22 protein-coding genes and 2 riboswitches are annotated in these 26056 nt (G+C 61.7%); of the genes, 13 read left to right on the forward strand and 9 right to left on the reverse strand.

What is annotated here, in order from left to right; translation table 11 throughout:
• Nucleotides 1–69: 69 nt before the first annotated feature.
• On the forward strand, nt 70–336 hold the full coding sequence (locus BLR16_RS03310) for a hypothetical protein (protein WP_003315350.1): 267 nt from the start codon (nt 70–72) through the stop codon (nt 334–336).
• Between the two features lie 158 nt (nt 337–494).
• Here BLR16_RS03310 and BLR16_RS03315 read toward each other — a convergent pair whose 3' ends face one another.
• The 4 genes from BLR16_RS03315 to cobW are packed head-to-tail and all read right to left on the reverse strand — an operon-like array spanning nt 495 to nt 7026.
• Complete coding sequence (locus BLR16_RS03315; RefSeq protein WP_042930244.1) at nt 495–1106, reverse strand: vWA domain-containing protein; 612 nt, start codon at nt 1104–1106, stop codon at nt 495–497.
• Between the two features lie 53 nt (nt 1107–1159).
• Nucleotides 1160–2194: a magnesium chelatase ATPase subunit I gene (locus tag BLR16_RS03320; protein ID WP_003364520.1), complete on the reverse strand. Its 1035-nt coding sequence runs from the start codon at nt 2192–2194 to the stop codon at nt 1160–1162.
• Nucleotides 2194–5958: a cobaltochelatase subunit CobN gene (gene cobN / locus BLR16_RS03325; protein WP_074806142.1), complete on the reverse strand. Its 3765-nt coding sequence runs from the start codon at nt 5956–5958 to the stop codon at nt 2194–2196. Before cobN ends, BLR16_RS03320 begins: the two co-directional genes overlap by 1 nt.
• 3 nt (nt 5959–5961) lie before the next feature.
• Nucleotides 5962–7026 carry a cobalamin biosynthesis protein CobW gene (cobW, locus tag BLR16_RS03330; protein WP_011268157.1) on the reverse strand — a complete coding sequence of 355 codons (1065 nt, stop codon included), beginning with the start codon at nt 7024–7026 and terminating at the stop codon, nt 5962–5964.
• Between the two features lie 118 nt (nt 7027–7144).
• Nucleotides 7145–7367: riboswitch (cobalamin riboswitch) on the reverse strand.
• A 58-nt stretch (nt 7368–7425) separates the two neighbouring features.
• A riboswitch (cobalamin riboswitch) is annotated at nt 7426–7641 on the forward strand.
• A 98-nt stretch (nt 7642–7739) separates the two neighbouring features.
• Between cobW and BLR16_RS03335 the strand changes: the two genes are divergently transcribed.
• Genes BLR16_RS03335 through cobM form a run of 4 tightly spaced genes read left to right on the forward strand, consistent with a single transcriptional unit; the run spans nt 7740 to nt 9864 of the window.
• The gene (locus tag BLR16_RS03335) at nt 7740–7922 is read left to right on the forward strand and encodes a CbtB domain-containing protein (RefSeq protein WP_003342053.1); all 183 of its coding nucleotides are present in this window, start codon (nt 7740–7742) and stop codon (nt 7920–7922) included.
• A 10-nt stretch (nt 7923–7932) separates the two neighbouring features.
• The gene (locus BLR16_RS03340) at nt 7933–8655 is read left to right on the forward strand and encodes a CbtA family protein (protein ID WP_046719297.1); all 723 of its coding nucleotides are present in this window, start codon (nt 7933–7935) and stop codon (nt 8653–8655) included.
• Entirely contained in the window at nt 8633–9082 is a 450-nt protein-coding gene (locus tag BLR16_RS03345; protein WP_044309339.1) for a cobalamin biosynthesis protein, read from the forward strand. Before BLR16_RS03340 ends, BLR16_RS03345 begins: the two co-directional genes overlap by 23 nt.
• A gap of 32 nt (nt 9083–9114) precedes the next feature.
• The gene (gene cobM / locus BLR16_RS03350; protein WP_003364531.1) at nt 9115–9864 is read left to right on the forward strand and encodes a precorrin-4 C(11)-methyltransferase; all 750 of its coding nucleotides are present in this window, start codon (nt 9115–9117) and stop codon (nt 9862–9864) included.
• Between the two features lie 87 nt (nt 9865–9951).
• On the opposite strand, the gene BLR16_RS03355 is transcribed toward cobM, so the two are convergent.
• Nucleotides 9952–13434 carry an indolepyruvate ferredoxin oxidoreductase family protein gene (locus BLR16_RS03355; protein ID WP_074806512.1) on the reverse strand — a complete coding sequence of 1161 codons (3483 nt, stop codon included), beginning with the start codon at nt 13432–13434 and terminating at the stop codon, nt 9952–9954.
• Nucleotides 13435–13606: 172 nt separating this feature from the next.
• Between BLR16_RS03355 and BLR16_RS03360 the strand changes: the two genes are divergently transcribed.
• The 3 genes from BLR16_RS03360 (at nt 13607) to BLR16_RS03370 (ending at nt 16356) form a co-directional block, all read left to right on the forward strand.
• Complete coding sequence (locus BLR16_RS03360) at nt 13607–14074, forward strand: Lrp/AsnC family transcriptional regulator (protein ID WP_004413813.1); 468 nt, start codon at nt 13607–13609, stop codon at nt 14072–14074.
• Nucleotides 14075–14566: 492 nt separating this feature from the next.
• Complete coding sequence (locus BLR16_RS03365; RefSeq protein ID WP_044309340.1) at nt 14567–15118, forward strand: sigma factor-like helix-turn-helix DNA-binding protein; 552 nt, start codon at nt 14567–14569, stop codon at nt 15116–15118.
• 101 nt (nt 15119–15219) lie between these two features.
• On the forward strand, nt 15220–16356 hold the full coding sequence (locus BLR16_RS03370; protein WP_074806136.1) for a M14 family metallopeptidase: 1137 nt from the start codon (nt 15220–15222) through the stop codon (nt 16354–16356).
• Nucleotides 16357–16392: 36 nt separating this feature from the next.
• On the opposite strand, the gene BLR16_RS03375 is transcribed toward BLR16_RS03370, so the two are convergent.
• Nucleotides 16393–17622: an MFS transporter gene (locus tag BLR16_RS03375; protein WP_074806134.1), complete on the reverse strand. Its 1230-nt coding sequence runs from the start codon at nt 17620–17622 to the stop codon at nt 16393–16395.
• A 106-nt stretch (nt 17623–17728) separates the two neighbouring features.
• Between BLR16_RS03375 and BLR16_RS03380 the strand changes: the two genes are divergently transcribed.
• Both BLR16_RS03380 and BLR16_RS03385 read left to right on the forward strand, forming a co-directional pair.
• Entirely contained in the window at nt 17729–18274 is a 546-nt protein-coding gene (locus BLR16_RS03380) for a TetR/AcrR family transcriptional regulator (protein ID WP_003364542.1), read from the forward strand.
• 78 nt (nt 18275–18352) lie between these two features.
• Nucleotides 18353–19657: a leucine-rich repeat-containing protein kinase family protein gene (locus tag BLR16_RS03385; RefSeq protein WP_074806131.1), complete on the forward strand. Its 1305-nt coding sequence runs from the start codon at nt 18353–18355 to the stop codon at nt 19655–19657.
• A gap of 20 nt (nt 19658–19677) precedes the next feature.
• Here the strand turns inward: BLR16_RS03385 and BLR16_RS03390 are convergent, their stop codons facing one another.
• Complete coding sequence (locus BLR16_RS03390) at nt 19678–20382, reverse strand: YebC/PmpR family DNA-binding transcriptional regulator (protein WP_074806128.1); 705 nt, start codon at nt 20380–20382, stop codon at nt 19678–19680.
• 326 nt (nt 20383–20708) lie between these two features.
• Between BLR16_RS03390 and tssI the strand changes: the two genes are divergently transcribed.
• Nucleotides 20709–22331 (forward strand): type VI secretion system tip protein TssI/VgrG, encoded by a 1623-nt coding sequence (gene tssI, locus BLR16_RS03395; protein WP_074806125.1) that lies wholly within the window; start codon nt 20709–20711, stop codon nt 22329–22331.
• On the opposite strand, the gene BLR16_RS03400 is transcribed toward tssI, so the two are convergent.
• Together BLR16_RS03400 and BLR16_RS03405 are read right to left on the reverse strand one after the other, a co-directional pair.
• Nucleotides 22271–23044 (reverse strand): enoyl-CoA hydratase, encoded by a 774-nt coding sequence (locus BLR16_RS03400; RefSeq protein WP_004413827.1) that lies wholly within the window; start codon nt 23042–23044, stop codon nt 22271–22273. The genes tssI and BLR16_RS03400 overlap by 61 nt on opposite strands.
• A gap of 89 nt (nt 23045–23133) precedes the next feature.
• Nucleotides 23134–24342 carry an acetyl-CoA C-acyltransferase gene (locus BLR16_RS03405; protein WP_074806120.1) on the reverse strand — a complete coding sequence of 403 codons (1209 nt, stop codon included), beginning with the start codon at nt 24340–24342 and terminating at the stop codon, nt 23134–23136.
• Between the two features lie 190 nt (nt 24343–24532).
• On the opposite strand from BLR16_RS03405, the gene BLR16_RS03410 reads away from it, so the two are divergent.
• Nucleotides 24533–25012: an LEA/WHy family protein gene (locus BLR16_RS03410; RefSeq protein ID WP_003411342.1), complete on the forward strand. Its 480-nt coding sequence runs from the start codon at nt 24533–24535 to the stop codon at nt 25010–25012.
• A 190-nt stretch (nt 25013–25202) separates the two neighbouring features.
• The gene (locus BLR16_RS03415; RefSeq protein WP_371123447.1) at nt 25203–26021 is read left to right on the forward strand and encodes a glycoside hydrolase family protein; all 819 of its coding nucleotides are present in this window, start codon (nt 25203–25205) and stop codon (nt 26019–26021) included.
• The last annotated feature ends 35 nt before the right edge of the window (nt 26022–26056 follow it).

The following is a 26056-nucleotide window of genomic DNA, read 5'->3' on the forward strand; positions in this document are numbered from 1 at the left end:
ACAAGTAACCAGCCGGACGGTCAGCCCGCCGCCGAGACTGAATTGATATGGGCACTTGAGGAAACGACCATGAACGCCCCACTGCGCTTCAACGATGCACTTCTGATCGCTGGACACGCTTTTGAACCCTTCCAGTGTGTTGCCTGGGCACCACAGGACGGTAACGGCGAACTGAGCCTGACGGTGATCGACCGCACCAGCAACCGTATCGGTCGCAAGCAGATCCCGAGCAGCACCTATTCCGACAAGCGCCAACTGGCCAGCGCGCTGGAACAGGCCCGTGCAGAAATCAGCAACGAAGGCTACGACCTTGAGCCGTGGACCATGCCGGCTTGATGGCTGACTGAGCGGGCTCCCCGCTTGGCGTAATGGAAAACCCCGTGGGATCGCCGCCCTTGCCGCGCCCACAGAGGTGTGTTTTCAGTGCCATGCTCTGCGCGCGCCACCCCCGCAGAGCATCGGCAAGAGAGCCTGGCCTGAGGGGTTCCCCACCCTCAGACCCGCTTCAACTCATCGATGTGCCGGTACTCAGCCCCCAGACTCGATGCCAGTTCCCGCGCCCTTCCCAGGCGGATCGGGCCTTTCTCGATATCGATCAGCAAGCTGGCGCAGTCGAACGCAGGGAGTGCCGGTAACGACTTGATCCGGCCATCGGTCAGCACCAGAACCCGCTGCTGTTCGGCCGGATAGCGTTTTTGCCGTTGCCCCAGCCATTCAGCTGCCTGTCGCAGCGCTTCCGGCAACGGCGTACCACCGCCAGCCCCCAGTGCATCCAGCCAGGGTGTCAACGCCGATGAGGCCTTCAGCCCCTGATGTTGCCAGCGTGGCGCAGTGCCGCTGGCGGTCAGTAAGGCCAGCCGCGCGCGGCGTCGATAGGCATCGTCGAACATCTGCGACAGCAGGCCCTTGGCCTGACTCAACGCCTGATGGCGGCGGGTAGACGCCGAAGCATCGACAATCACCAGCAATAACTCGCTGGGCCGGCTGCTGCGCGGCTGGCGAACCAAATCCTTGTGGCTCTTCGGCTGACCGCGCAGAAAGGTCGGTAGCCATTGCACCGGGCCATCAGCACCGACACGCACAGCGCCCTGCCTGCCGCAGGCCAGTCGACCGGGACGGGGAATGGCATCCGCCCCCTGTATGGCGCGGGGACGGATGCCTAGGGCTTTTTTGGCCAGCTCGGCACTTCGCGGCGTGAGCCGGTCGTGACGGCCTGGGCGGGCAACTCACCCCAGCTGCCCTGCCCGCCGTCAGGCTCGGCCTGTTTGCTGGACGAGCCCGGAGGCGGTGGCGGCGCCTCGGAATTCTGCGGTGGCGGTGAGGGCTCGCGACGCCGGTGACGCAAGGCAAATTCGGCAACCGCTTCGATGTCCTGCTCTTCAATGTGCCCGGCACCCCGCCACGCCGCATGAGCACGCGCAGCCCGCAGCCAGACCAGATCGGCACGCATGCCGTCGACACCTGCGGCAAAGCAACGCTCGGTGATCATTGCCAGCGACTGGTCATCCAGTTCGATGCTCGACAATAGCTGACGGGCCTGTTCACAGCGCAGCTTCAAGGCATCCTGCTGCGCTTGCCACTGCTGGCAGAAGCCCTGCGGATCGGTGTCGAAATCCAGACGGCGACGGATGATCTGGCTGCGCTCGGCAGGCAGTGTATGACCGCTCAGCGCCACATTGAGGCCAAAGCGGTCCAGCAACTGCGGGCGCAATTCACCTTCTTCGGGGTTCATGGTACCGATCAGCACGAAACGCGCAGCATGACGATGGGAGATACCGTCGCGCTCGACCAGGTTGACGCCGCTGGCCGCGACGTCCAGCAGCAGGTCGACCAGATGGTCGGCAAGCAGGTTGACCTCATCGACATACAGCACGCCGCCGTCGGCCTTGGCCAGCACGCCCGGAGAGAAGCGCGCGCGACCCTCGCTCAGTGCGGCGTCAAGGTCCAGCGTGCCGACCAGACGCTCTTCGGTAGCACCCAGCGGCAAGGTGACGAACTGACCGCTGGCCAGCACATCGGCCAGCCCGCGGGCCAGCGTCGATTTGGCCATGCCCCGCGGCCCTTCGATCAACACGCCGCCGATGCGCGGGTCGATGGCAGTCAGGCATAACGCCAGTTTCAGGTCATCAGCACCGACCACAGCGGCCAGCGGAAAATGCGGAGTTTCACTCATCGTTGAATCAGACACGGTCATCAGTTCTCTTCTATGTCCAGGAGCAGGTCTTCCAGCGCCTGCTGATACTCGCCAGGCTCCTGCCAGAGGCCGCGCTGCTGGGCTTCGAGCATGCGCTCGGTCATGTCGCGCAAGGCATCAGGATTGTGCTGAGCGATGAAATCGCGAGTCGCCGGGTCCAGCAGATAGGCGTCGGCGAGCAGCGCGTACTGGTGATCATCGATCAGCTCGGTGGTCGCATCGAACGCGAACAGGAAATCCACGGTCGCGGCCATCTCGAACGCCCCCTTGTAACCATGGCGCTTGGCCCCTTCGATCCATTTCGGATTCGCTGCGCGCGAACGTATCACCCGGTTCAGCTCTTCCTTGAGGGTACGGATTTTCGGCAGGTCGGGCTGGCTGTGATCGCCGTGGTAACTGGCGGTCTTCTGCCCGCTGAGGCTTTCCGAAGCGGCGAGCATGCCGCCCTGAAACTGGTAGTAGTCGTTTGAGTCGAGCAGATCGTGTTCGCGATTGTCCTGATTCTGCAGCACCGCCTGCACCTGAGAAAGCCGCTGGGCAAAGCGCTGGCGTGCGGGCGTACCTTCATCGGCAGCGCCATAGGCGTAACCGCCCCAGTTCAGGTAAACCTCGGCAAGGTCATCGCGGCTCTGCCACAGGCGGCCATCGATAGCACCCTGCACGCCAGCGCCATAGGCACCGGGTTTGGCACCAAATATCCGCCAGCCAGCCTGACGCGCCGCTTCGTCTTCATTCAGACCTTCTGCGATGAAGCCCTGCCGTTCTTCACGGACCCTGGCCGCCAGCGGGTTCAGGTCGTCGGGCTCGTCAAGCGCCGCGACGGCCTGCACCGCAGCGTCGAACAGCTTGATGAGGTTGGCGAACGCGTCACGGAAGAAGCCGGAGACCCGCAGTGTCACGTCCACTCGTGGGCGGTCGAGCAGGCTGATCGGCAGAATCTCGAAGTCATCGACCCGCTGACTGCCCGTCGCCCACACCGGACGCACGCCCATCAGCGCCATGGCCTGGGCGATGTCGTCACCGCCGGTACGCATGGTCGCCGTGCCCCACACCGAGAGGCCCAACTGGCGCAGGTGGTCGCCATGGTCCTGGAGGTGTCGTTCCAGCAGCAGATTGGCGGACTGGAAGCCGATTCGCCAGGCCGTGGTGGTCGGCAGGTTGCGCACATCCACGGTAAAAAAGTTGCGGCCGGTGGGCAGCACATCCAGACGCCCCCGGCTCGGCGCGCCGCTGGGACCTGCCGGCACGAAACGACCACTCAGGGCATCAAGCATGCCCTGCATTTCGCCGGGGCCGCAGGCATCCAGACGCGGCGCGACGACGTCACGCAGGCTGTCCAGGATCTGGGCCAGATCATCGTGTGCAGGCAAGTCAGTCAACGCTTCGCCCTGGATGACGCGTTCGATAAGGATGGCGGCGTAAAGCTCCAGCCGCTCGCGAGCATCGCCGGCACTGCGCCAGGGATCGCTGCTCAGGGCCTGCAATGCAGCGGGACGCGGGCCGGTCCAGGGTTCGGCCAATTCGCAGTTCAGCGGGTCGAAGTCCAGCTCGAACGCCTTGCTCAACGCACGCAACAGACTGGACTGCGCGCCACGCCCGTCACCACGCGGAATACGCAGCAGGGCCAGCAAGGTATCGATGCGCAGACGACCTTGCGGCGATTGACCGAAGATATGCAGACCATCGCGAATCTGCGATTCCTTCAGGTCACACAGGTAAGTGTCCAGCCGTGGCAGCCAGAGCGCCGCGTCGGCATCGCTGTCGAGGTTCTCGCCAAGCGCCAGTTCGCGGTCGATATGGGTTTCACGGACCAGCTCGAGAATGTCACGCTGCAGCTCGCGCGCGCGGCGCGGATCGAGCAATTGCGCTTCGTAGAATTCGTCGGCGAGCAGTTCCAGATTGCGTAACGGGCCGTAGGTCTCCGCGCGGGTCAGCGGCGGCATCAAGTGATCGATGATGACCGCCTGAGTGCGCCGCTTGGCCTGTGCGCCCTCGCCCGGATCGTTGACGATGAACGGATAGATGTTCGGCATGGCGCCCAGCACCGCGTCCGGCCAGCAGGTTCGCGACAACCCCACACCCTTGCCGGGCAGCCATTCGAGGTTGCCGTGCTTGCCGACATGCACCACCGCATGCGCGCCGTAGGCCTTGCGTAGCCAGAAGTAGAACGCCAGATAGCCATGGGGTGGAACCAGATCCGGGTCGTGATACACCGCGCTCGGGTCGACCTGATAACCCCGCGCCGGTTGAATGCCGATGAAGGTGAGGCCAAAGCGCAGCCCGGCGATCATCATCCGGCCGCTGCGAAACATCGGATCGGTGTCCGGCGTGCCCCAACGGGCGTTCACCGCGTCGCGATTTTCCTGCGGCAGTTCGTTGAACGCCGCCAGGTACTCCTCCAGCGCCATGCTCTGGTGACACGGGCGTTGGTCGATACTGTCCAGATCATTGGTCACGCCGCCCAGCAGTTGCTGGATCAGTTCAGTGCCAGTGTCCGGCAACGGCGCCAGCGGATAGCCCTCTGCCTGCATGGCGCGCAGGATATTCAGCGCCGCAGCAGGCGTATCGAGCCCCACACCATTGCCGATCCGCCCGTCGCGAGTCGGGTAGTTGGCGAGGATCAGCGCCACGCGCTTTTCGCCATTGGGCAGGCGCGCAAGCTCGATCCAGCGCCGCGCCAGTTGCGCGACGAAATCCATCCGGTCCGGCTGGGCGCGGTAGCAGACCACGTCCGACTGGCTGCGCTCACTGCGCCAGGCCAGGTCCTTGAAGCTGATCGGCCGGCTGATGATCCGTCCGTCCAGCTCCGGCAAGGCAATGTGCATCGCCAGATCACGAGCGCCAAGGCCCTGTTCGCTGGCCTGCCAGGCAGGCTCGTTGTCCTGCGCGCAGATGGCCTGAATGACCGGCACGTTGCGCCGAAACGGCCGCAGATGCGGCGCTTCCGGACTCGACTGGGCAAAACCGGTGGTATTGAGGATCAGCTCGGTTTCAGCCTCATCCAGCCAGTCCTCCACCTGAGTGAAACAGCCGGGCTCCTTGAGGCTGGCCACGGCTATGGGCAGCGGGTTGATGCCTTGCGCCTGCAAGCGCACACAGAACTCATCGATGAAACCGGTATTGGCGGCCTGCAGGTGCGAGCGATAGAACAGCAGCGCTACCACCGGCTGCTCGGCAAGCCAGTCTGCCTGCCAATCGGCAAGCTGCGCGCTTGCCAAACGCGGATGGTAGATCGCCGTGCGCGGCAACGGCGCGGGCTCGACCCAGGAATAATCGCGGTCCAGCCAGCGACTGGCCATGCAGTTGTACAGTTGCAGCGCGTTTTGCAGGCCGCCCTGACGCAAAAACTGCCAGAGTCGGTCGCGTTCTACGGCAGGCACGGTGCTCAAATCACTCAGCTCTGGATCAGGGCGGTCATCACCCGGCACCAGAATGACCTGAACGCCGCGTGCCGCGAGCTCCATCAGCCGCTCGACGCCGTAGCGCCAGTAGCCAATACCGCCGTGCAGAGAAATCAGGATGACCTTTGCGTGACGCAGCACTTCATCGACGTACAGGTCGACAGAGGCGTGATTCTGGACCTGCATCGGGTTGGCCAGACGCAGGCTGGGGTAGTCTTCGGGGAGCTGCCGGGCAGCTTCGGCCAGCAGCGCCAGGCTGGAGTCGCCGCTGCAGAGAATCACCAGCTCGGCCGGGGTCTGGCCCAGATCGGCAATATTGTCGTCAGGTACGAAACCGCCGGGCTGGGTTCTCAGTAAATGCATGGGTCAGCCAGCAATCGCAGCGTTGAGTTGCGCTTGCAGGGCTGCGGCATCCAGCTCCTGACCAATCAGCACCAAGTGTGTGGCACGCTCTTCATCGGCACGCCAGGCGCGGTCGAAGTGCTTGTCGAAACGCGTTCCGACACCTTGAATCAGCAGGCGCATCGGCTTGCCGGGAATGGCCGCGAAGCCCTTCACACGAAGAATGCCGTGCTGCACCACCAACTGATTCAGTGCATCGAGCAGGACTTTCTCGTCAGCTTGCGGCAGTTTCAGGGATATCGAATCGAACGCGTCGTGATCGTGGTCATCATGATCGTCATCGTCGTGGTGATCATGGTGGGTCTTGCGCGCATCGATATGCAGTTCCGACTCGGCACCGACACCCAGCAACACGCTGATCGGCAGGCGACCACTGCTGGCTTCGATCACCTTGACGGCAGGCGGCAACTCTTCGGCAACTTCGGCACGCACCGTCGCCAGACCTTCGGCGTCGATCATGTCGGCCTTGTTGAGGATCACCAGATCAGCGCTGGCCAGTTGATCGGCAAACAGTTCGTGCAGAGGCGACTCGTGGTCCAGGTTGGGATCAAGTTTGCGCTGCGCATCGACCTGATCGGGGAAGGCAGCGAAAGTACCAGCCAGTACCGCCGGGCTGTCGACCACCGTAATCACCGCATCGACCGTGCAGGCGTTGCGGATTTCCGGCCATTGAAAAGCCTGGACCAGCGGCTTGGGCAGCGCCAGCCCCGAGGTTTCGATCAGGATATGGTCCAGATCACCACGGCGCGCGACCAGTTCGCGCATGACCGGGAAGAACTCTTCCTGCACGGTGCAGCACAGGCAGCCGTTGGCCAGTTCGTACACCCGGCCGTTGGCTTCTTCTTCGGTGCAGCCGATCGTGCACTGCTTGAGGATTTCTCCGTCGATGCCCAGCTCGCCGAACTCATTGACGATGACCGCAATGCGCCGCCCTTCGGCGTTGTCGAGCATGTGCCGCAACAGGGTGGTCTTGCCCGAGCCGAGGAAGCCGGTGACGATGGTGACGGGAAGCTTGGCCAGTGTTTTCATCAGGTGCCCTTTGGCAATGCGGCGGGCAAACAGGACGAGAACCGCATGCAGGACACGCAGATCGGATCGCCACCGGATCACCCCGCCCGGTTGTAGTGAGAATTCTCCAGGGCCGCAGCATGTGCGGCCCGTTCGAGGCAGGTCTCCTGGCTCACGGCGGCGTGCGGCAGGCAGTGAGAAACGCCGACACGCATTCATCGCGCCTTCCCGCCGCAGCAGTGGCTGTGCAATGAACATGACCGTTTACAGTTGCGGGGGCAGCTGCGGCTTGTACCGCATTCCCGTCTTAGCTCCACTGGGTGATGTTTTACCCGGGGAGAACCTCGAGTCAGCAAGGCTACGCAGTGACTGCAGACAGGTCAATCGTTCAGATTGACGCTGCCCTGCCGCCCATGCTCTCCTGTGCGCCTTGTTTCGGGTGCCCCTCACGGGGTGAAACGGGAAACCGGTGCGCTCGCGTTGTCGAGCAAGTCCGGTGCTGCCCCCGCAACGGTAAGCGAGAGTAGGTCTGATCCACTGTGCCGCTGGCATGGGAAGGTGACTTTGCAGGCTTTGACGCACTGACGTCCTGGCCCCTCGCGAGCCCGGAGACCGGCCCGATATGCTTGCAATGACAAACCCGCGGTGGGCGGGCGCAGTTGAAACCTCCGGCATCTGCCGGCAGGCTCTTTTGCGCGTGGCCCACTTGCCGATTACCAACAAGAGGGAACGCCATGTCGACCATCAGCAGCCACGCCGCCGCGCCCAGCTCCACACGCACTCAACGCCTGACAGCCGCCATCAGCGCTGCGCTTCTCGGCGCCTGCCTGGTGTACTTCGCCGGTTTCTCGCACATCGCGGCCGTGCACAACGCGGCACACGACACCCGTCACAGCGCTGCCTTTCCTTGCCATTGAGGGCCACACAATGTTCAAGCGAATCGCCTACACCGCAGGTTTCACCGGCCTGCTCGCCGCCCTGCTGCTGACCCTGCTGCAAAGCCTGTGGGTGGTGCCGCTGATCCAGCAGGCCGAGACCTACGAAAACGCGCCTGCCGAGCAACTGCATCAGCACACGGACGGCGCGTTGGCCGAACACAGCCATGCCCATGAAGAAGCGGCCTGGGAGCCCGAAAACGGTTGGCAGCGTGTGCTGTCCACCACCGGCGGCAACCTGGTGGTCGCGGTGGGCTTTGCGCTGATGCTTGCCGGGCTTTACACCCTGCGGGCACCGGGTCGCACCGTGCAAGGCGCATGGTGGGGGCTGGCCGGTTTTGCCGTGTTCGTGCTGGCCCCGACCCTTGGCCTGCCACCCGAACTGCCAGGCACGGCCGCCGCCGAGTTGAGTCAGCGTCAGCTATGGTGGCTCGGCGCTGCTGCGTCGACTGCCGTCGGGCTGGCCTTGCTGGTGTTCGGCCAGAACTGGCTGCTCAAAGCACTGGGTGTGGCGATTCTGCTGGTCCCGCATGTGCTTGGCGCGCCACAGCCGCTGGTCCATGAAAGCCTGGCTCCCGAGGCTCTGGAATCGCAGTTCATGATGGCCTCGCTGCTGACCAACGCGCTGTTCTGGGTCGCTCTGGGATTGATCAGTGCCTGGCTGTTCCGCAAAAACGATGTGCACGCCGACCATGTCGACCTGCATCAGGCCTGATCCAGTTACCCTTCAACCCGGCGCACCTCTGGTCGCCGGGCTGGGCTGTCGGCGCGGCTGCTCGGCTGCGCTGTTGCGCGATCTGCTTGAGCAAAGCCTGCAGGCACTTGAGCTGGACATTGCCCGGGTGACCGCGCTGGCGTCCATCGACCTGAAACAAACCGAGCCCGGTCTGCTTGAGCTGGCCGGGCAACTGGCAGTGCCACTGGTATGCTTCAACGCCGCGCAACTGGTAGCGTGGGAACTGCACCTGACGCACCGCTCTGCGCAGGTCTTCCAGAGCACTGGCTGTCATGGCGTCGCCGAAGGCTCGGCCCTGGCACTGGCGGCGCAACTGGGAGACGGTACGGCCACGCTGCTGATAGAACGACAGAAAAGCGCGCAGGCCACATTTGCCTTGGCAATCAGCCCTGCGCACAGCGGATAATCTCCCCGCGCTCATTCACCCCGGAGAATTCATTGACTGTCTATTTCATCGGCGCAGGCCCTGGCGATCCGGAGCTGATCACCGTCAAGGGACAACGCCTGATTCGCAACTGCCCGGTCATTATCTACGCAGGCTCGCTGGTCCCCCTCGCTGTGCTGGAAGGTCATCAGGCCGTGCAGGTGACCAACAGCGCCGAGCTGCATCTGGAGCAGATCATCGAGCTGATCAAGCGCGCACACGCACAGGGCCAGGATGTCGCACGCGTGCACTCCGGAGACCCGAGCCTGTATGGCGCTATCGGTGAGCAGATCCGCCATCTGCGCGAACTGGGCATTCCGTTCGAAATCATTCCGGGGGTGACCGCGACCGCTGCCTGCGCTGCATTGCTGGGCGTCGAGCTGACCCTGCCGGACGTTTCGCAAAGCGTGATTCTGACCCGCTATGCCGACAAGACCTCAATGCCCAGCGGCGAGGAACTGGCCAGTCTGGCCAGCCATCGGGCAACGATGGCGATTCATCTGGGGGTGAACAACCTGCAGCGGATCGTCGAAGAACTCGTGCCACATTACGGCGCCGACTGCCCGATTGCCGTGGTGCACCGCGCCAGCTGGCCGGATCAGGACTGGGCCGTTGGCACGCTGGCGGATATTCAGGAAAAGGTACAGGCCAAGGGCTTTCGCCGTACAGCGCTGATTCTGGTCGGACGTGTGCTTGCCGATGACACCTTCAGCGAGTCCTCGCTGTACCGCGCCGGGCATGCCCACCTGTTCAGGCCGGTGTAGTCAGTACCTCTACGCGGCACGACGATCGCATTGCGTAATGAAAAGCGTGCCAACGCTGAGCTGGCACGCTGATTGGTATTGCCCTCCTCAGGCAGCCGCCTCATACAGCTTCGGCGCGGCCACTTCGCCGCTTTCCAGGCTCTTGCGCAGAATATCGGCCTGCACGGCAGCTGCTTTCATGGCGCTTTCCTTGATGTAGCCATAGCCGCGAATGCGTTCCGGCAGGCGTGCCAGACTCAAGGCGGTGTGGCGATTGTGCGCCTGAAGGTGCTGCAGGATCAGTTCGACATCGCTGACATAGCGATCAATCAGCGCCCTCTCCTGCTGACGCTCAAGACTGCGACCAAACGGATCGAGCGCCGTACCACGGAGAAATTTGAACGCCGCCAGCACATCGAAAGCGCGCAGCATCCACGGGCCAAAGCTGCGTTTGCGTGGCAGGCCCGTGTGCGGGTCGCGCTTGGCCAGCCACGACGGTGCCAGATGAAACTCCAGTCGATAGTCACCTTCGAACTGCGCCTGCAACTGGCGGGCAAACTCGCCGTTGCTGTACAGCCGCGCCACTTCGTATTCGTCCTTGTACGCCAGCAATTTGAAGTAATTGAACGCCACAGCCTCGGTCAGCGTCGGCTGCTGACCGGGGAACGCCCGCGATTCGCTGTCGCGTACGCGTTGCACCAACGCCAGATAGCGCTTGGCGTAAGCCGCGTTCTGATACTGCTTCAAGGCATCGACGTTGCTCTGGATACGCTGATCAAGGTCCATCGGTTGCGGCTCGCTGACCTTGTCTTGCGGATTGACGAAGGCCTCCACGGCGGCGGGATCATGCGCGGTACGACGGCCCCAGAGAAACGCCTGCTGATTCAGGTTGACCGCAACGCCGTTGAGTTCGATGGCCTTCTCGATGGCCGCCGAGGTCAATGGAATCAGGCCCAGCTGGAACGCATAGCCGAGCATGAACAGGTTGCTGGCGATGCTGTCGCCCATCAATCGGGTGGCCAGCGAGGTGGCTTCGACAAAGTGGGTCTTCGCCGCGCCGACCGCCTCGATGATGGTCTGCTTCATGGCCTCGGCCGGGAACACGGCATCCGGATTGCGCGTGAACTCGGCGGTCGGTGTTTGCTGGCTGTTGACCACCGCATGGGAAATCTTGCTGTCGAGCTTGGCGATCGCATCCGGGCCGGCAGCCACCAGCAAGTCACAGCCGAGCAGCAGGTGCGCTTCACCGGCGGCGATACGCACGGCGAACAGATCCTCCTGGCGCGCGGCAATGCGGATATGGCTGACCACCGGACCGAATTTCTGTGCCAGACCGGCCTGATCAAGCACGCTGCAGCCCTTGCCTTCCAGATTCGCGGCATAGCCCAGCATCGCGCCGACGGTGGTCACCCCTGTGCCGCCGACACCCGGCAGGAGAATATTGAACGGCCTGTCGAGCGACGGCAGTGCCGGTTCTGGCAGACGCGCGAACGCCTCGACCTGCTTGGGCAACACAGGTTTGCGCAGTTTGCCGCCATGCACCGTAACGAAGCTTGGGCAGAAACCCTCGACGCAACTGAAATCCTTATTGCAGGCGCTCTGATCGATTTCGCGCTTGCGCCCCTGTGCCGTTTCCTTGGGCAGCACCGACAGGCATCCGGATTTCACCCCACAGTCGCCGCAGCCTTCGCACACCGCCGGGTTGATCAACGCGCGCTTTTCCAGGTCAGGCATGGTGCCGCGTTTGCGACGGCGGCGCTTTTCGGTGGCGCAGGTCTGGTCGTAGATGATGACCGACACGCCTTTGAACTCGCGTAACTCGCGCTGCACGCTGTCCAGGTCGCGCCGATGATGAAAGGTGGTAATCGGCGCGAAGTCCTCACGACTCGGGTACTTGTCCGGCTCGTCGGAAACCAGCGCGATGCGCAGCACGCCTTCGTTGAACACCTGACGGCTCAGTTGATCGACGCGCAGCACGCCGTCGATCGGCTGGCCACCGGTCATGGCCACCGCATCGTTGTAGAGAATCTTGTAAGTAATGTTGACCTTGGAGGCCACTGCCGCACGCAGCGCCAGGTGCCCCGAGTGAAAATAGGTACCGTCGCCCAGGTTCTGGAAAACGTGCGGAGTTTCGGTGAACGGTGCCTGACCGATCCAGGTCACGCCCTCGCCGCCCATCTGGGTGAACGTATCGGTTTCGCGATCCATCCAGATGGTCATGTAATGGCAGCCGATGCCGGCCAGGGCGCGACTGCCCTCCGGAACCCGTGTCGAGGTGTTATGCGGGCAGCCGGAGCAGAAATGCGGGGTGCGCTGGGTGGTGAACAGCGGCGCCTGCAACGCTTGCTCCTTGTCGCTGAGAAACTGCAGGCGCGCGTCGATCTGCGGGCTGCTGTAGAACGGCGCGAGGCGTTTGGCGATCACCCTGGCAATCATCGCCGGGGTCAGCTCACTGAGGTTCGGCAGCAGTGAACGGCCCTGCTCATCGAACTCGCCGACCACCACTGGCCGCCGTTCAACAGGCCAGTTGTAGAGCTGACCGGTGAGCTGGTCTTCAATGACACTGCGTTTTTCCTCGACCACCAGAATTTCGTCCAGCCCTTCGGCAAAATCGTGCACCGACACCGGTTCCAGCGGCCAGCTCATGCCGACCTTGAGCACGCGAATCCCGACCTTCTCGCACAGCTCCTGATCGATACCCAGCTCTTCGAGGGCCTGCCGCACGTCCAGATAGGACTTGCCGGTGGTGATGATCCCCAGCCGGGGTTGCGCAGAATCGATCACCACCTTGTTCAACTGGTTGGCGCGGGCGAAGGCCCTGGCGGCGTAGATCTTGTAGGTATTGAGTCGAGCCTCCTGAGCCAGCGGCGGGTCCGGCCAGCGGATGTGCAAACCGCCTTCGGGTATGTCGAAGTCTTCAGGGATACGGGTTTTGATCCGCAATGGATCGACCTCGACCACCGCGGAAGAGTCGACGTTCTCGGCAATGGTCTTCATCGCCACCCAGCAACCGCTGTAGCGCGACAGCTCCCAGCCAATGATGCCGTAGTCGAGAATCTCCTGGACATTACTGGGGTTGAGCACGGGGATCATCGAGGCGATGAACGCATGCTCACTCTGGTGAGCGATGGTCGATGATTTGCAGCCGTGGTCGTCGCCCGCCAGGATCAGCACGCCGCCATTGGCCGCAACACCGGCCGAGTTGCCGTGCTTGAACACATCACCGCAACGATCTACGCCCGGCCCCTTGCCGTACCAGAGGGCGAACACGCCATCGTACTTGCCATGCGGGAACAGGTTGACCTGTTGACTGCCCCAGACCGCCGTGGCGGCCAGTTCTTCGTTGATGCCCGGCTGAAAATGGATGGCGTTTTGTTGCAGGTAGTCCTTGGCGTCCCAAAGGCTCTTGTCCAGATTACCCAGCGGCGAACCGCGGTAGCCAGAGATGAACCCGGCAGTGTTCAGGCCCTGCGCCTCATCGCGCTGCTTTTGCAGCATCGGCAGGCGGGTCAGGGCCTGTGTGCCGGTCAGGTACAGATTGCCGGTGGCAAGCCGGTATTTATCATCCAGACGAATATCAGCCAGGGACATGCGCATACCTCTCTTGTTCTTATAAGTCAGGTCATTTGCACCGGGACGGTCCTGCCCGGCAGCCTTGCAACTAGACTGCCAGCAGCAAAGAGGCTTTTTCTTTCTAAATGCGCGCAAATCTGCTGATATTCAGCATGCTTTTTTCGGCCAGAACAAAAAACAAGGTCAATTCATGCAGCCAAAATTGAGCCCTATCGATCGCAGGATTCTTCGTCTGCTGCAACATGACGCCAGCCTGTCGGCAGCGGAAATCGCCGAACGCGTCGAGCTGTCGCAATCGCCCTGCTGGAGACGCATTCACCGCCTTCAGGAAGACGGGGTGATCGAACGCACGGTCGCCCTGCTCAGCACCCAGAAGCTGGGACTGAGCATGACGGTGTTCGTCGAGGTCAAGCTGTCAGGCCATGGCCGTCGCTATCTGGCGGAGTTCGAGGAGGCGATCATCGGCCACCCCGAGGTGCTGGAGTGCTACACGATGGCCGGGGGGATGGATTTCATGCTCAAGGTGGTCGCTCAGGACATCGCCAGCTACGAGCGCTTTCTGCGCGATCATTTGCTGCAATTGCCCCACGTCCACGAAGCCCATTCAAACATTGCCATGAGCACGGTGAAGCGCACCACGGAGCTGCCGCTGGACTAGGCGATATCGGGGAGAAGCCAGAAAAGAAAATCCGCCGAGCGAGCGCTGGCGGATTATCGGTATCAATGAGGGCAATAAAAACATTTGACTTGCAAATGATAATGATTATTATTGCATCAGCGGGTCGCGAGACTCGCTGGATAACCGGGAAGTCTTAGGTCGGCTTCCTGATTATCTCCTCATCAGGCTAATCACGGTTTTTGACCCGGCTTTTTGCCGGGTCTTTTTTTGGTTCTTTCTTTATGGTTTCGCTGCTTCAGGCTAATGAAGTCTGGGTGTTGCGCGGTGTGTTGCAATGACGCGGATCATAGCAAAGGCCACTCGATCAAGGCCATGCTTTTATGGCAAAAACGCCACAATGCGGCAGATAAAAAGTAATTGCTGCGACTTTTCACTTGAGAATGATTCTCGTATTCACTAGTCTATTCTTGTCACGGACGCTACCCGACATCACAAGGAAGACTCCCATGGACGATCAGCGAGCTATACATCATGAGTAATCAGCTCTCGTCTCTACTGCACCTCCCTGTCCGCGTGCCCGAGCCGCAACCCACGCTGCAGGCCATTGAACTCGGTCACCGACTGGGCAAGCTCTCGCGCCGGACCCGGCAGATATTTCTGCTCAGCCGACTCGACGGACTGGCCTATGCCGACATCGCGCGCTTCATGAACGTCGATATCGCCCGGGTAGAGCGTGCGATGCTTCGTGCGCTGGGCAAGGCCCACGTACCTGGCGCGGCAGACACCCCAAGCGCTGCCATTCAGGCTGCCATTCAGAATCAGGCCAGTCGCTGGTATGTGCACCTGCAGAGCCCAGCGGCAACCGCCAGCGAACGCATCGAATTTCGCCACTGGCTGGACGCCGACGCCGCGCACCTTTCGGCCTTCCAGAACAGCGAGCGACTGTGGCGTCAGTTGCAGGCGCCCGCCTCGCTGCTCGGCGCATCCGGCTGGCATCGGCGCAAGCGCAGTGTGTATCTGATCTGGTGCCTGCTGACCGCCTTCATCTGCAGCCTGATGGTCACTGCCGAAGCCATATCCTGAGGCGCAGATGACCGTTGCAGTGAAGTTTACGTCGCAGGGCGCGATGTTGATCGGTGTACAGTAGTGGCCTGAAAAGGCATCTACGCAAGCAGGCACCTATCTTGACTCTCACTATTGGTTCAGATTTCGACAGCGGCAACATTCAGGTTCTCGACGCAAGCGACCCGGCGCATATCAGGCTGGCGATTCGGCCCGACACGCAAAGCGCGCATTTCCAGTGGTTTCATTTCAAGGCAGAAGGCCTGAACGTCGGCCAGACCTATGGCTTCAGCCTGACCAATGCCAGCGAGTCCACGTTCAACAGTGCCTGGACCGGCTACAACGCCGTGGCGTCCTACGACCATGAGAACTGGTTTCGGGTAGCGTCGGATTTCGACGGCAAGGCGCTGAATTTCAGCCTGGCCCCGGACCAGCCGCAAGTCTGGTTTGCGTACTTCGAACCCTACAGCCGCGAACGCCATGAGTGGCTGATCGAACAGGCGCAGGAAAAAGCCGGTGCGCAGTTGCTGGCTGTCGGCAAAAGCGTCGAGGGTCGGGATATTCAACTGCTGCGCAAAGGCGACGGTGCCGAAGGCAAACGCAGGATCTGGATGATTGCTCAGCAGCACCCTGGCGAACACATGGCCGAATGGTTCATGGAGGGCGTAATCGAACGCCTCCAGCAAAAGGATGACGCCGCGCTGCAGCAATTGCTGGCAGAAGCGGATCTTTACCTGGTACCGAACGTCAACCCGGACGGTGCCTTTCATGGCCACTTGCGCACCAACGCCAACGGCAAGGACCTTAATCGTGCCTGGCAGGACAGTACCGAAGCGCTGAGTCCGGAAGTGTCTTTCATCAGGCAGCAGATGGAAAAGTACGGCGTGGACATGTTCCTCGACGTGCACGGCGACGAGGAAATCCCCTACGTATTCACTGCCGCCTGCGAAGGTAATCCGGGGTATAGCGCACAGCAACGCCAGCTTGAAGAGCGCTTTCGCAGCCGCCTGTGCGAGGTCAGCGACAACTTCCAGACGACTCATGGCTACCCACGCAGCGCGCCCGGTCAGGCCAACATGAACCTGGCCGCCAATGCTGTGGGCGAACGCTACAAGTGCCTGTCACTGACCCTGGAAATGCCGTTCAAGGATCACGACAACGCGCCAGACCCGGTCACCGGCTGGTCAGGCAAGCGCTCCGCGCAACTGGCCGGGGATATACTGACCGTGTTGTCCGAGATGGTAAAAGAGCTGCGTTAAGGGCTCTCCTGCCTTCAGGCAAACCGAAATGCCCACCTATGCGTGGGCATTTTTGTTTGCGCTGGCGGCACGCCGTACGATCAGACTGGCCAGCGCGATCAGCGCCAGCGTGATCACCACTGCCCCGTAGACATTGCTGGTCATCACCAGCCCCGCCGAGTGGGCAAAGAAGCCGGCGACCAGTGCCGGTATGCAGAAGGCCAGGTAGCTGAGCACCAGAAAAGCCGACATCAGCCCGCCCCGCTCGTGGGCATGCGCCAAGGGCATGAGCATGCGCAGCGCGCCCAGAAAGCTCGACCCGAAACCCACACCTGCGACCACTGCGCCGACGAAAAACAGCCACAGCAAACCCAGGTTGATCGAAAGCAGGATCACCGCGACACCCAGCGGAAGAAAGCTCGCACCTACCCACAAGCCGAGTACCGGCTCGCGCTGACGCAACGTCAGAATCGCCGCCGCGCCGCTGAGGGTCAGCGCCGCAACCGCCAGGCCGCCATTGAGCGGTGAGGTGGAGCCGGTCGCCGCTACCAGCAAGGACGGGCTCAACGACAGAAAGAAGCCACCCAGCGCCCACGCGGCGATGTCCACCGGCAGAACCAGCCACAGCATGCGCCGTGCCTGCTGCGGTACATGCAGCGAGGGCTTGAGGGATTGCCAGACACCGGGCTGAGGACTGACGGTTTCTTCGACGCGTCCCAGGTACAGGGCCTGACTCAGAAAGGCGGCCAGCAGCAAGCAGTAACCGAGCATCAACGGCAACGGCGCGAACTGCGCCAGCAGTGCCGTCCCCAGAGCGCCAACGGCCATGCCGAGCATCGGCGAAATGCTGTTGATCAACGGCCCCTTGACCGAATCATTGTCCAGCAAGGCTGCGCCCAGTGCGCTGGCAGCCAGACCTGTTGCAAAACCCTGCAGCAGGCGCGCAGCCACCAGCCAGCTGACGTCACTGGCCAGAATGAACAGCAGCATCGAGACGCTTTGCAGCAGCAAGGCGCCGAAAATCACCGGGCGCCGCCCCAAATAGTCAGACAGCGACCCGCCCATCAACAAGGCAGCCAGCAGGCTGAATGCATAGACTGCAAAAATCAGGGTAAGCACGCCCGCCGAGAATCCCCATGCTTCCTGATAAAGGTGATAAAGCGGCGTGGGCGTGCTGGACGCGGCAAAAAAGCATAACGTGGTAAACGCCAGAAACCCGAGATGGTTTCGTGCCCGACCGTCAGACTTCACGTCTGGCGACGTCGAATCGTGTGAAGAAAGGGACATGGATACGCTCTCCGCCAATGCAACCTGTTAAAGCCATAAATTAGCTTTTGCGGAGTGTGCGACGTGATAGCGCTTAAAGCAAATACTTTGTGTTAAGGTCCGCCGTATGGCTATTAAAGAAGCAGTTCGCACCGGAGGCCGCAGTGCCCGTGTGCAGGAATCCATCCACCGCGCCGTCCGCGATTTGTTGCAGGAGCACGATCGGTCGGCACTCAGCGTGCCGATGATCGCGACCCGCGCAGGCGTTACGCCGTCGACCATTTATCGCCGCTGGGGTGATCTGACCACGTTGCTGGCGGACGCTGCCCTGGAGCGTCTGCGCCCTGACGTACCGATCGATCAGGGCAGTCTGCATCAGGACCTGCTGACCTGGAGTGAAATGTATCTGGACGAAATGTCCTCGGCACCTGGCCGGGCATTGATGCGCGATGTCGCCGCCAGTACCTCCGGCTGTGTCGGCAAGTGTGCGGCAATGGTTCGCGAGCAGTTGCAGGTCATGATCGATCGCGCCATCGCTCGCGGCGAGGTTTCCCCCAGTGCCGACGACATGATCGATGCCGTCATCGCGCCGATGATTTACCGGATTCTGTATGCCGAATCGGCGCCGACGCCCGAACGCGTGCGTCAATGGGTCGACCGCTGCCTGAGCTGAGCCGCTTTGCAGGGAGTCAGCGGGCGCAACTCCCGTTATCATGCGCGCCTCGTCCGACATCAATGACCGAACCTATTCATGCACACCCTCGCAGATCTACGCGCCGGCAAGCTGGCAGGCACCCAACGGCTTGACCTCTCCTGTGACCTGAGCGAATTCCCGGTTGAAATCTTTGACCTGGCCGACACGCTGGAAGTCTTGAATCTCAGTGGCAACAGGCTGACCTCACTGCCTGACGACCTGTGTCGCCTGACCCGCCTGCGCGTGCTGTTCGCGTCAGATAACGCCTTTACGCACCTGCCGGAAAGCATTGGCCAATGCCAACAGTTGCAGATTGTCGGCCTCAAGGCCAATCGCATAGAACAGGTCAGCGCCGCAGCACTGCCGCCGCGCCTGCGCTGGCTGATCCTCACCGACAACCGCATCGAGTCGCTGCCCGACGAACTGGGCCGCCGCCCGGACCTGCAAAAGCTGATGCTCGCCGGCAACCGCTTGCGCACCCTGCCCGCGACCCTCGCGCAGTGTCACAAGCTGGAGCTGATCCGCATTGCGGCCAATCGTCTGACCGAGCTGCCGGACTGGCTGCTGAGCCTGCCTGCCCTGGCATGGCTCGCCTTCGCCGACAACCCGCTGTGCGCTGAACGCCCCACCGCGCCGATTCGTGAAATCCCCTGGCAACACCTCAGCCTCCATCAACGCTTGGGCGAAGGTGCGTCGGGTATCATTCAGCAGGCGGTCTGGCACGACGCCGGCGCTGAGCACATGGCAGCGGTCAAGCTGTACAAGGGCGCGGTCACCAGCGATGGATCGCCGCTCAATGAAATGGCGGCCTGCATCGCCGCAGGCCGCCACGCACAGCTGATCGAGGTGCTTGGACAGATCAGCGGGCATCCCGAGCATCAGCGCGGCCTGGTCATGGCGCTGATAGCCCCCGATTTCGGCAATCTTGCCGGCCCGCCGAGCCTGGAATCCTGTAGCCGCGATGTCTACGCCAGTGACACGCGCTTTTCCCTGCCCGTGCTGCTGCGCCTCGCTGAAGGCATTGCATCGGTTACCGTGCACCTGCACGCCCGCGGGATCACGCATGGTGACCTGTATGGCCACAACATTCTTGTGCAGGAGGATGGCAATTGCCTGCTGAGCGACTTCGGTGCGGCGTCCTTTCACCCGTCAGCCGGGTTGGGAGAGGCGCTGGAGCGCATCGAAACGCGGGCATTCGGTATCTTGCTGGGGGAACTGCTGGAACGTTGCGAGGCAGATCCGCAGGATCAGGACGTCATGGCGGGTCTAACGGCGCTGCAGGCAAGCTGCGTGCAGCCTGATTGCCAGCAACGACCGTCGCTGGCAGAGATTCTTCTACAGATAAAAACATGGAGCGCGTAAAGCGCTCCATTGCGCAGTGATCAGCCTGCCAAACCCACGTAAACGTTCTGCACGTCATCATGGTTGTCGATGGCTTCGAGAAACGCTTCGACTTCGGCCATCTGCTCATCGGTCAGGCCGTCCACGGTGCTTTTCGGGCGGTAGCCCAGTTGCGCGGACTGGACGGTGAAACCGAATTCCGGAAGCGCCTTGCAGACTGTGTCCATGTCGGTGGACTCGGTGAGGAACAGCGTCGCGCCTTCTTCACCTGGCTCGAAATCCTGGGCACCGGCCTCGATTGCCGCCAGCTCCGGGTCGGCATCCGCTGCTGCAGGAACAGCCTCGATCATGCCCTGATACAAAAAGTCCCACGAAACCGAACCCGCAGCACCCAGCTGGCCCTTGCGGAACAGCACGCGAATTTCCGAGACCGTCCGGTTGATGTTATCGGTCAGGCACTCGACGATCACCGGCACGCGGTGTGGCGCAAAACCTTCGTAGGTCAGACGCTCGAAGTTGACGCTTTCGCCCAGCAGGCCGGCGCCTTTCTTGATGGCGCGTTCCAGAGTCTCGCGCGGCATCGAGGCCTTTTTGGCCTGCTCGACCACCAGCCGCAGACGCGAGTTCATGTCCGGGTCTGCACCAGCACGAGCCGCGATCATGATTTCCTTGGACAGCTTGCCAAACGTACGTCCCTTGGCATTGGCTGCCGCTTCTTTATGCTTGACCTTCCACTGTGCGCCCATGTCTGCTCTCTTGATTCGCTAGGCGCCTCGCCGCCTGCGTCTGCATGACTCACAGAACGCGGCGCAGGCAAGGCGCTGAAAAAGGGTCACCGGCAAATACCCTGTCCGGCGCGGCGCATTTTATACGCGATCACGGCAGATGAAACCCCCGACAGGCAGATTGGCCTGACGAACTGGCCAAGATGACTATCAATCCGGCCAACGGCACTCATCGTCTTTCCATCAACGCTTGTAGGCTCTTTCCGAAAAACCTTGCAGCAATGCTTTTGTAACCCCGTATTCCGTAACCTTCGCGGCCCCGTTTTTGAAGCTAGAGAGCCCCGCGGATGCGCAAGGACCTGCAAGTGCCCTTCATGCTGGCGATCACCGACTGCCAGCCGGATCTGCATATCATCAGCTTCGCCGGCCATGAAGCCCTCAACGAAACGTATCGCTTCGACATCTGGATGATCGGCAGCGACCCGCAGTGGGATGTACACAGCCTGCTGCAACGCGAAGCGTTTTTAAGCTTCGGCGAATCCGGCGGCGGCAGGCATGGCCGTATCGAGCATGCGGCCCGGCTCCACAGGGGGGCTCGAATGAGCCTTTACCATCTGATCCTGATGCCTGATCTGCAACAACTGGCGCAGCATCGACATCGCCGCACCTATCAGGACCTTGCGATCCCTCAACTGATCATGCGATTGCTTGAAGCGCACGGCATCGGAGCAAACGCTTACCGCTTCGAGCACATGAACGGCCTTTATCCTGCCAAACCGTTGCACACCCAGTACGACGAAAGCGATCTGCACCTGTTGCAGCGCCTGTGTGAGGAAGAAGGCATGCATTTCCGTTTCGAGCATCGACGGAGCGGCCACCGGCTGGTGTTCTCGGACGACCCAGCCAGCTTTCCGGCGCAGCCATTGCCGGTGCGCTTCAAACGCCCGCAAGCGTCAGGCGCGTTGCGAGATACGCTGTTGCACCTGGCCGAGCGACTGGCGTTTGCGCACGTTTCAAAGCAAGTCGCCGAGCACCCGCGACCTGCGCATGCACCCTCATCGCTGCACGATGAACATCCTCTGACGATAGCGGCCAATCAAGCCTTTCAACCGCCAGGCGTTCGTGGAGCAATCAGTCACCAGGAGGCACTGAGTCGGCAGCGTGGCAGTCGCAGGCTGGAGCGCCTGCGTTGCGAGCGGCGCGATGTCAGAGGCCAAAGCACCGACACCGCCTTACAGTGTGGTGAAGTCATTCAGGTGCTCGATCACCCGGAGCCATTGCTCAACGACCAATGGCTAGTGACCGAAGTCGCTCACGCAGGCAGGCAGTTACAGGTGCTGAAGGGTGTCGCCGCTCATGATGCGCTGGCAATCCTGCGCATCCTCGTGGAAGCGCAACGTTCGTCAGCCGAGGCTGAACAGCTGCAAGGCAACGGCTACTGCAACAGTTTCAGGGTAATACCCTGGGCGACGCCGTTTCGCCCCTCGATCAGCCACCCTCGACCTGCGGTCACCGGTGAGCATTTCGCCACATTACAGCGCAACGGCATGCAGCCGGACCCACCCGGATATCGCTCAATCCGCCTCGACTGGCACGTTCAGGATCTGGAAGACGAACCCGCACAACACTGGCCGTTGGCCGAGGTCGCTTGCGCGGAGGTTCATCGGCTACCGCCGGGCGCACGTGTGTTGGTGCGCTACCTCGACAATCATCCCGAACGGCCTGTGATTTGCGCTGTACTGTCACCGGGTCATGAGCTGGACGGGATGACCGCACAGCCGGCTGGCTGTATTCGAGTGGCGGGCGGTCGGCACTTGCACGTCAATGCCCACGACGGATTGCTGGTACGCGGGCAAACCGCGGCGCTGCAGGTCGACGCGCAACGTATCCTGATCGTGGGCCATGAAGATCAGCAGTCCTTGAAGTCGGGCTGGCGTTTGTCGATAAAGGCGCGCATGCCCTCTTTCTGATCCTGGCTGGCGAAGGCGGCGTGAAAAACCCGGCGCTCGAAGCGAATACCTTCGGCCAGGCTGACCTCGAATGCGCGATTGACGCTCTCCTTGACCATCATCGCCACTGGCAGGGATTTACTGGCGATCACCGCTGCCACTGCCAGCGCCTCCGGCAGCAACTGATCGAGCGGCAGCACGCGGGCCACCAGACCGGCGCGCTCGGCCTCTTGAGCATCGATCAATCGGCCGGTCAGGCACATTTCCATCGCCTTGGCCTTGCCGACCGCGCGTGTCAGTCGCTGCGTACCGCCCATGCCGGGCAACACGCCGAGATTGATCTCGGGCTGTCCGAACCTGGCGTTTTCGGCAGCCAGAATGAAATCGCACATCAATGCCAGCTCACAGCCGCCCCCCAAGGCAAAACCGGCCACCGCAGCCACCACGGGTTTGCGTCGCGCGGCGACCCGGTCGCTTTCACGAAACAGGTCATCGAGATAGATCTGCGGGTAGGACAGGTCGACCATTTCCTTGATGTCCGCACCGGCGGCGAAAGCTTTTTCCGAGCCGGTCAGTACGATGCAGCCGATGGCGCTGTCCGCCTCGAACTGGTCGAGGGCATGGTTCAATTCGTTGATCAGGCGCGCATTCAGGGCGTTCAACGCTTGGGGCCGGTTCAGCTTGATCAGACCTACGCTATCTATAACCTCTATGAGAATAGTCTCGTAAAGCATTGATAAATATCCTTTTTATTTAATTAGTCAATTAATATTTTTTATAGAATCAACATTCAATTCTTATATCAAGTTATTGATTAATAAGGCTAATTCAAAATCTCGACAGCGATTGCAGTAGCCTCGCCGCCGCCGATGCAGATCGCCGCAATGCCGCGCTTGAGCTGTCGACGCTGCAACGCCGCCAGCAGCGTCACGATGATCCGCGCACCCGAGGCACCGATCGGATGGCCCAGCGCGCAGGCACCGCCATTGACGTTGACCTTTTCGTGCTCAAGCCCCAGCTCGCGCATCGCCACCAGCGGCACGACGGCGAACGCCTCATTGATCTCGAACAGATCCACGTCATCCAGGCTCCAGCCTGTCTTACCCAAAAGGCGCTGAATGGCCCCTATCGGCGCCGTTGGAAACAGGCCCGGCTGGTCGGCAAACGCCGCGTGCGCATGAAACACCGCCAGAGGCCGCAGGCCACGCCGCCTAGCCTCGGACTGGCGCATCAACAGCAGCGCTGCCGCGCCATCGGAGATAGAGCTGGAGTTGGCTGCGGTGACCGTGCCGCCCTCGCGAAACGCGGGTTTGAGCGTGGGAACCTTGTCCGGACGCGCCTTGGGCGGCTGATCGTCGTGGGTGATTTGCTTCGACTCTTTGCCTACGGTGACCTGCACCGGCACGATCTCGGCGTCGAAATGACCTCCGGCAATGGCCTGTTGCGCGCGAGCCAGTGACGCCAGCGCAAAGGCATCCTGCGCCTCGCGAGTGAAACCGTTGAGCCGCGCGCAGTCCTCAGCGAAGGTGCCCATCAGCCGACCTGGCTCATAGGCATCCTCAAGGCCGTCGAGAAACATGTGATCGAGCACTTTGCCATGCCCCATGCGATAACCGCTGCGCGCGCGGTCCAACAGGTAAGGCGCATTGGACATGCTCTCCATGCCGCCAGCCACCACCACCGCAGTACTGTCTGCCAGCAACAGGTCATGGGCCATGATTGCGGCCTGCATGCCGGAACCGCACATTTTGTTGACCGTGCTGCACAGCGTCGCATGGCTCAGCCCGGCACCCAGCGCCGCCTGTCGAGCGGGTGCCTGGCCGAGGCCTGCCGGCAATACACAACCAAACAGCACGTGCTCCACGTCTGCAGGCTCGATGCCTGCGCGTTCTACAGCGGCACGGATGGCGATAGATCCCAGCGCGGTGGCGCTGAGGCTCTGCAGGTCGCCCTGAAAACCACCCATGGGCGTGCGCAGGGCACTGACAATGACCACGGGGTCTTGATGAGGGGGTGTCCTTTCGATGGACATGGCTATCTCCAGTCTTGTTTTTATAGGTACGGTTTTCTATAGGTACGCGGGAATCATCAACCTGCTGCCGTGCAGACGCAATGGTTGAGGCAGGCAGATTAGCCGCTATCCCGGCATCGTGCCCGACGCGACGAATCTCTCACCACTGGCGAGGTCTGAAGATCACTGAACCTGACGCTGGAGCACACGAATGTCGCTACGCCTGATCCGCGCCCTGCTCTCCGGGCTGCTTATCCTCGGCTTGAGCGCCTGTGCGCTGATTCCCCATCGAGACCCGCTGACGATCAGCGTCGTGGGTATCGAACCCATCCCCGGCCAGGGTCTGGAACTGCGCATGGCGGTCACGTTGCGGGTGCAGAACCCAAACGAAACCGAGATCAACTACAACGGCGTCGCGCTGGACCTCGACGTGAACGACAGACTATTGGCCTCCGGGGTCAGCAACCAGAAAGGCACTGTAGGACGCTTCTCCGAGGCGGTCCTGGTGGTGCCGGTCAGCGTGTCGGCATTCGCTGCCTTGCGCCAGGCACTGGGGCTCAGTCAGAGCCAGCGTCTGGACAATCTGCCCTATACGCTTCGCGGCAAACTGGCTGGCGGCCTGTTCGGCACGATGCGCTTCAGTGACAGCGGCACGCTGGATTTGCGCCAGGCCGAGGGAGATCCCTGGTAACAAGTGATTATGGGTGGCAATGCCTGTCCGGGTTCTGGCAGGGTAAACGGGACGATACAGGTGGCATGCTTTCTGCTCGCTGACTGCAGCGCATGCCCTGCGCCTCCCCACCCTCAAGGAAGATTTGCCAATGACTCCACAGAACCCGTCAGCACGTTTTTTCCCGACCTTTCTGGCCCTTGTGACGCTGATGCTCAGCCTGTGCATGGCACCGACATGGGCTGCAGAAAAAAGCGCCAAGCGCGGCATTGCCTACGACATCGCCCTGCCCGCCGACCTGAGTGCGTTATCTTCGGGCGTGAGCTGGTGGTACAACTGGAGCCCCAGACCCCATGACCGTCTGGCGTCGTACGATTATGCGTCGATGTACGGCGTGGATTTCATCCCGATGGTATGGAACGGCAACGTTGACGACGGGCAGTTGAAGCAATACCTGCTGGCTCATTCAGCCATCCGCTATTTGCTGGTGATCAATGAGCCGAATCTGCTCGACCAGGCCAACATGACGCCCGAAGCGGCAGCCAGCTTCTGGCCGAGGCTGGAACAGATCGCCGCCCAGACCGGCGTAAAACTGGTGGGGCCAGCGATGAACTGGGGAACCATGCCGGGCTACGGCGACCCGGTGGTGTGGCTCGATGCCTTTTACACAGCCTATCGATCGATGAATCAGAATCGGGACCCGCGCATCGATTACCTGGCTTTTCACTGGTACGACTATGGCTTGCCGGGAATGCTCGATCGGCTGTCGAAGTACGGAAAACCCTTCTGGGTCACCGAGTTCGCCAATTGGCACACCCTGGATGACGGTGCGCAGATTGATTCAGTCGACAAGCAGAAGCAGCAGATGGCGGAAATGGTCGCCACTCTCGAGCAGCGCCAGGACGTGTTCAGATACGCCTGGTTCACGGGCCGGATGAACCCTGACCCGCACTTTTCCAGCTTGCTGGACGCTGAGGGCAAGCTGACCGAACTGGGCCAGTATTACCTCTCGCTGCCACACAGCGAGTAACCTCCCGCTGCTCGGCCAACGCGTCTTTGCAGCCT

The organism is Pseudomonas sp. BS3767 (assembly GCF_900099665.1).
GTDB lineage: Bacteria > Pseudomonadota > Gammaproteobacteria > Pseudomonadales > Pseudomonadaceae > Aquipseudomonas > Aquipseudomonas cerasi.

Excerpts from the sequence above, each read along its gene's own strand:
- BLR16_RS03310 (WP_003315350.1), top strand. The coding sequence starts at position 70 with ATGAACGCCCCACTGCGCTTCAACGATGCACTTCTGATCGCTGGACAC.
- BLR16_RS03320 (WP_003364520.1), bottom strand. The coding sequence starts at position 2,194 with ATGACCGTGTCTGATTCAACGATGAGTGAAACTCCGCATTTTCCGCTG.
- cobN (WP_074806142.1), bottom strand. The coding sequence starts at position 5,958 with ATGCATTTACTGAGAACCCAGCCCGGCGGTTTCGTACCTGACGACAAT.
- cobW (WP_011268157.1), bottom strand. The coding sequence starts at position 7,026 with ATGAAAACACTGGCCAAGCTTCCCGTCACCATCGTCACCGGCTTCCTC.
- BLR16_RS03335 (WP_003342053.1), top strand. The coding sequence starts at position 7,740 with ATGTCGACCATCAGCAGCCACGCCGCCGCGCCCAGCTCCACACGCACT.
- BLR16_RS03340 (WP_046719297.1), top strand. The coding sequence starts at position 7,933 with ATGTTCAAGCGAATCGCCTACACCGCAGGTTTCACCGGCCTGCTCGCC.
- BLR16_RS03345 (WP_044309339.1), top strand. The coding sequence starts at position 8,633 with ATGTCGACCTGCATCAGGCCTGATCCAGTTACCCTTCAACCCGGCGCA.
- BLR16_RS03355 (WP_074806512.1), bottom strand. The coding sequence starts at position 13,434 with ATGTCCCTGGCTGATATTCGTCTGGATGATAAATACCGGCTTGCCACC.
- BLR16_RS03360 (WP_004413813.1), top strand. The coding sequence starts at position 13,607 with ATGCAGCCAAAATTGAGCCCTATCGATCGCAGGATTCTTCGTCTGCTG.
- BLR16_RS03365 (WP_044309340.1), top strand. The coding sequence starts at position 14,567 with ATGAGTAATCAGCTCTCGTCTCTACTGCACCTCCCTGTCCGCGTGCCC.
- BLR16_RS03375 (WP_074806134.1), bottom strand. The coding sequence starts at position 17,622 with ATGTCCCTTTCTTCACACGATTCGACGTCGCCAGACGTGAAGTCTGAC.
- BLR16_RS03380 (WP_003364542.1), top strand. The coding sequence starts at position 17,729 with ATGGCTATTAAAGAAGCAGTTCGCACCGGAGGCCGCAGTGCCCGTGTG.
- BLR16_RS03385 (WP_074806131.1), top strand. The coding sequence starts at position 18,353 with ATGCACACCCTCGCAGATCTACGCGCCGGCAAGCTGGCAGGCACCCAA.
- BLR16_RS03390 (WP_074806128.1), bottom strand. The coding sequence starts at position 20,382 with ATGGGCGCACAGTGGAAGGTCAAGCATAAAGAAGCGGCAGCCAATGCC.
- tssI (WP_074806125.1), top strand. The coding sequence starts at position 20,709 with ATGCGCAAGGACCTGCAAGTGCCCTTCATGCTGGCGATCACCGACTGC.
- BLR16_RS03400 (WP_004413827.1), bottom strand. The coding sequence starts at position 23,044 with ATGCTTTACGAGACTATTCTCATAGAGGTTATAGATAGCGTAGGTCTG.
- BLR16_RS03405 (WP_074806120.1), bottom strand. The coding sequence starts at position 24,342 with ATGTCCATCGAAAGGACACCCCCTCATCAAGACCCCGTGGTCATTGTC.
- BLR16_RS03410 (WP_003411342.1), top strand. The coding sequence starts at position 24,533 with ATGTCGCTACGCCTGATCCGCGCCCTGCTCTCCGGGCTGCTTATCCTC.
- BLR16_RS03415 (WP_371123447.1), top strand. The coding sequence starts at position 25,203 with ATGCTCAGCCTGTGCATGGCACCGACATGGGCTGCAGAAAAAAGCGCC.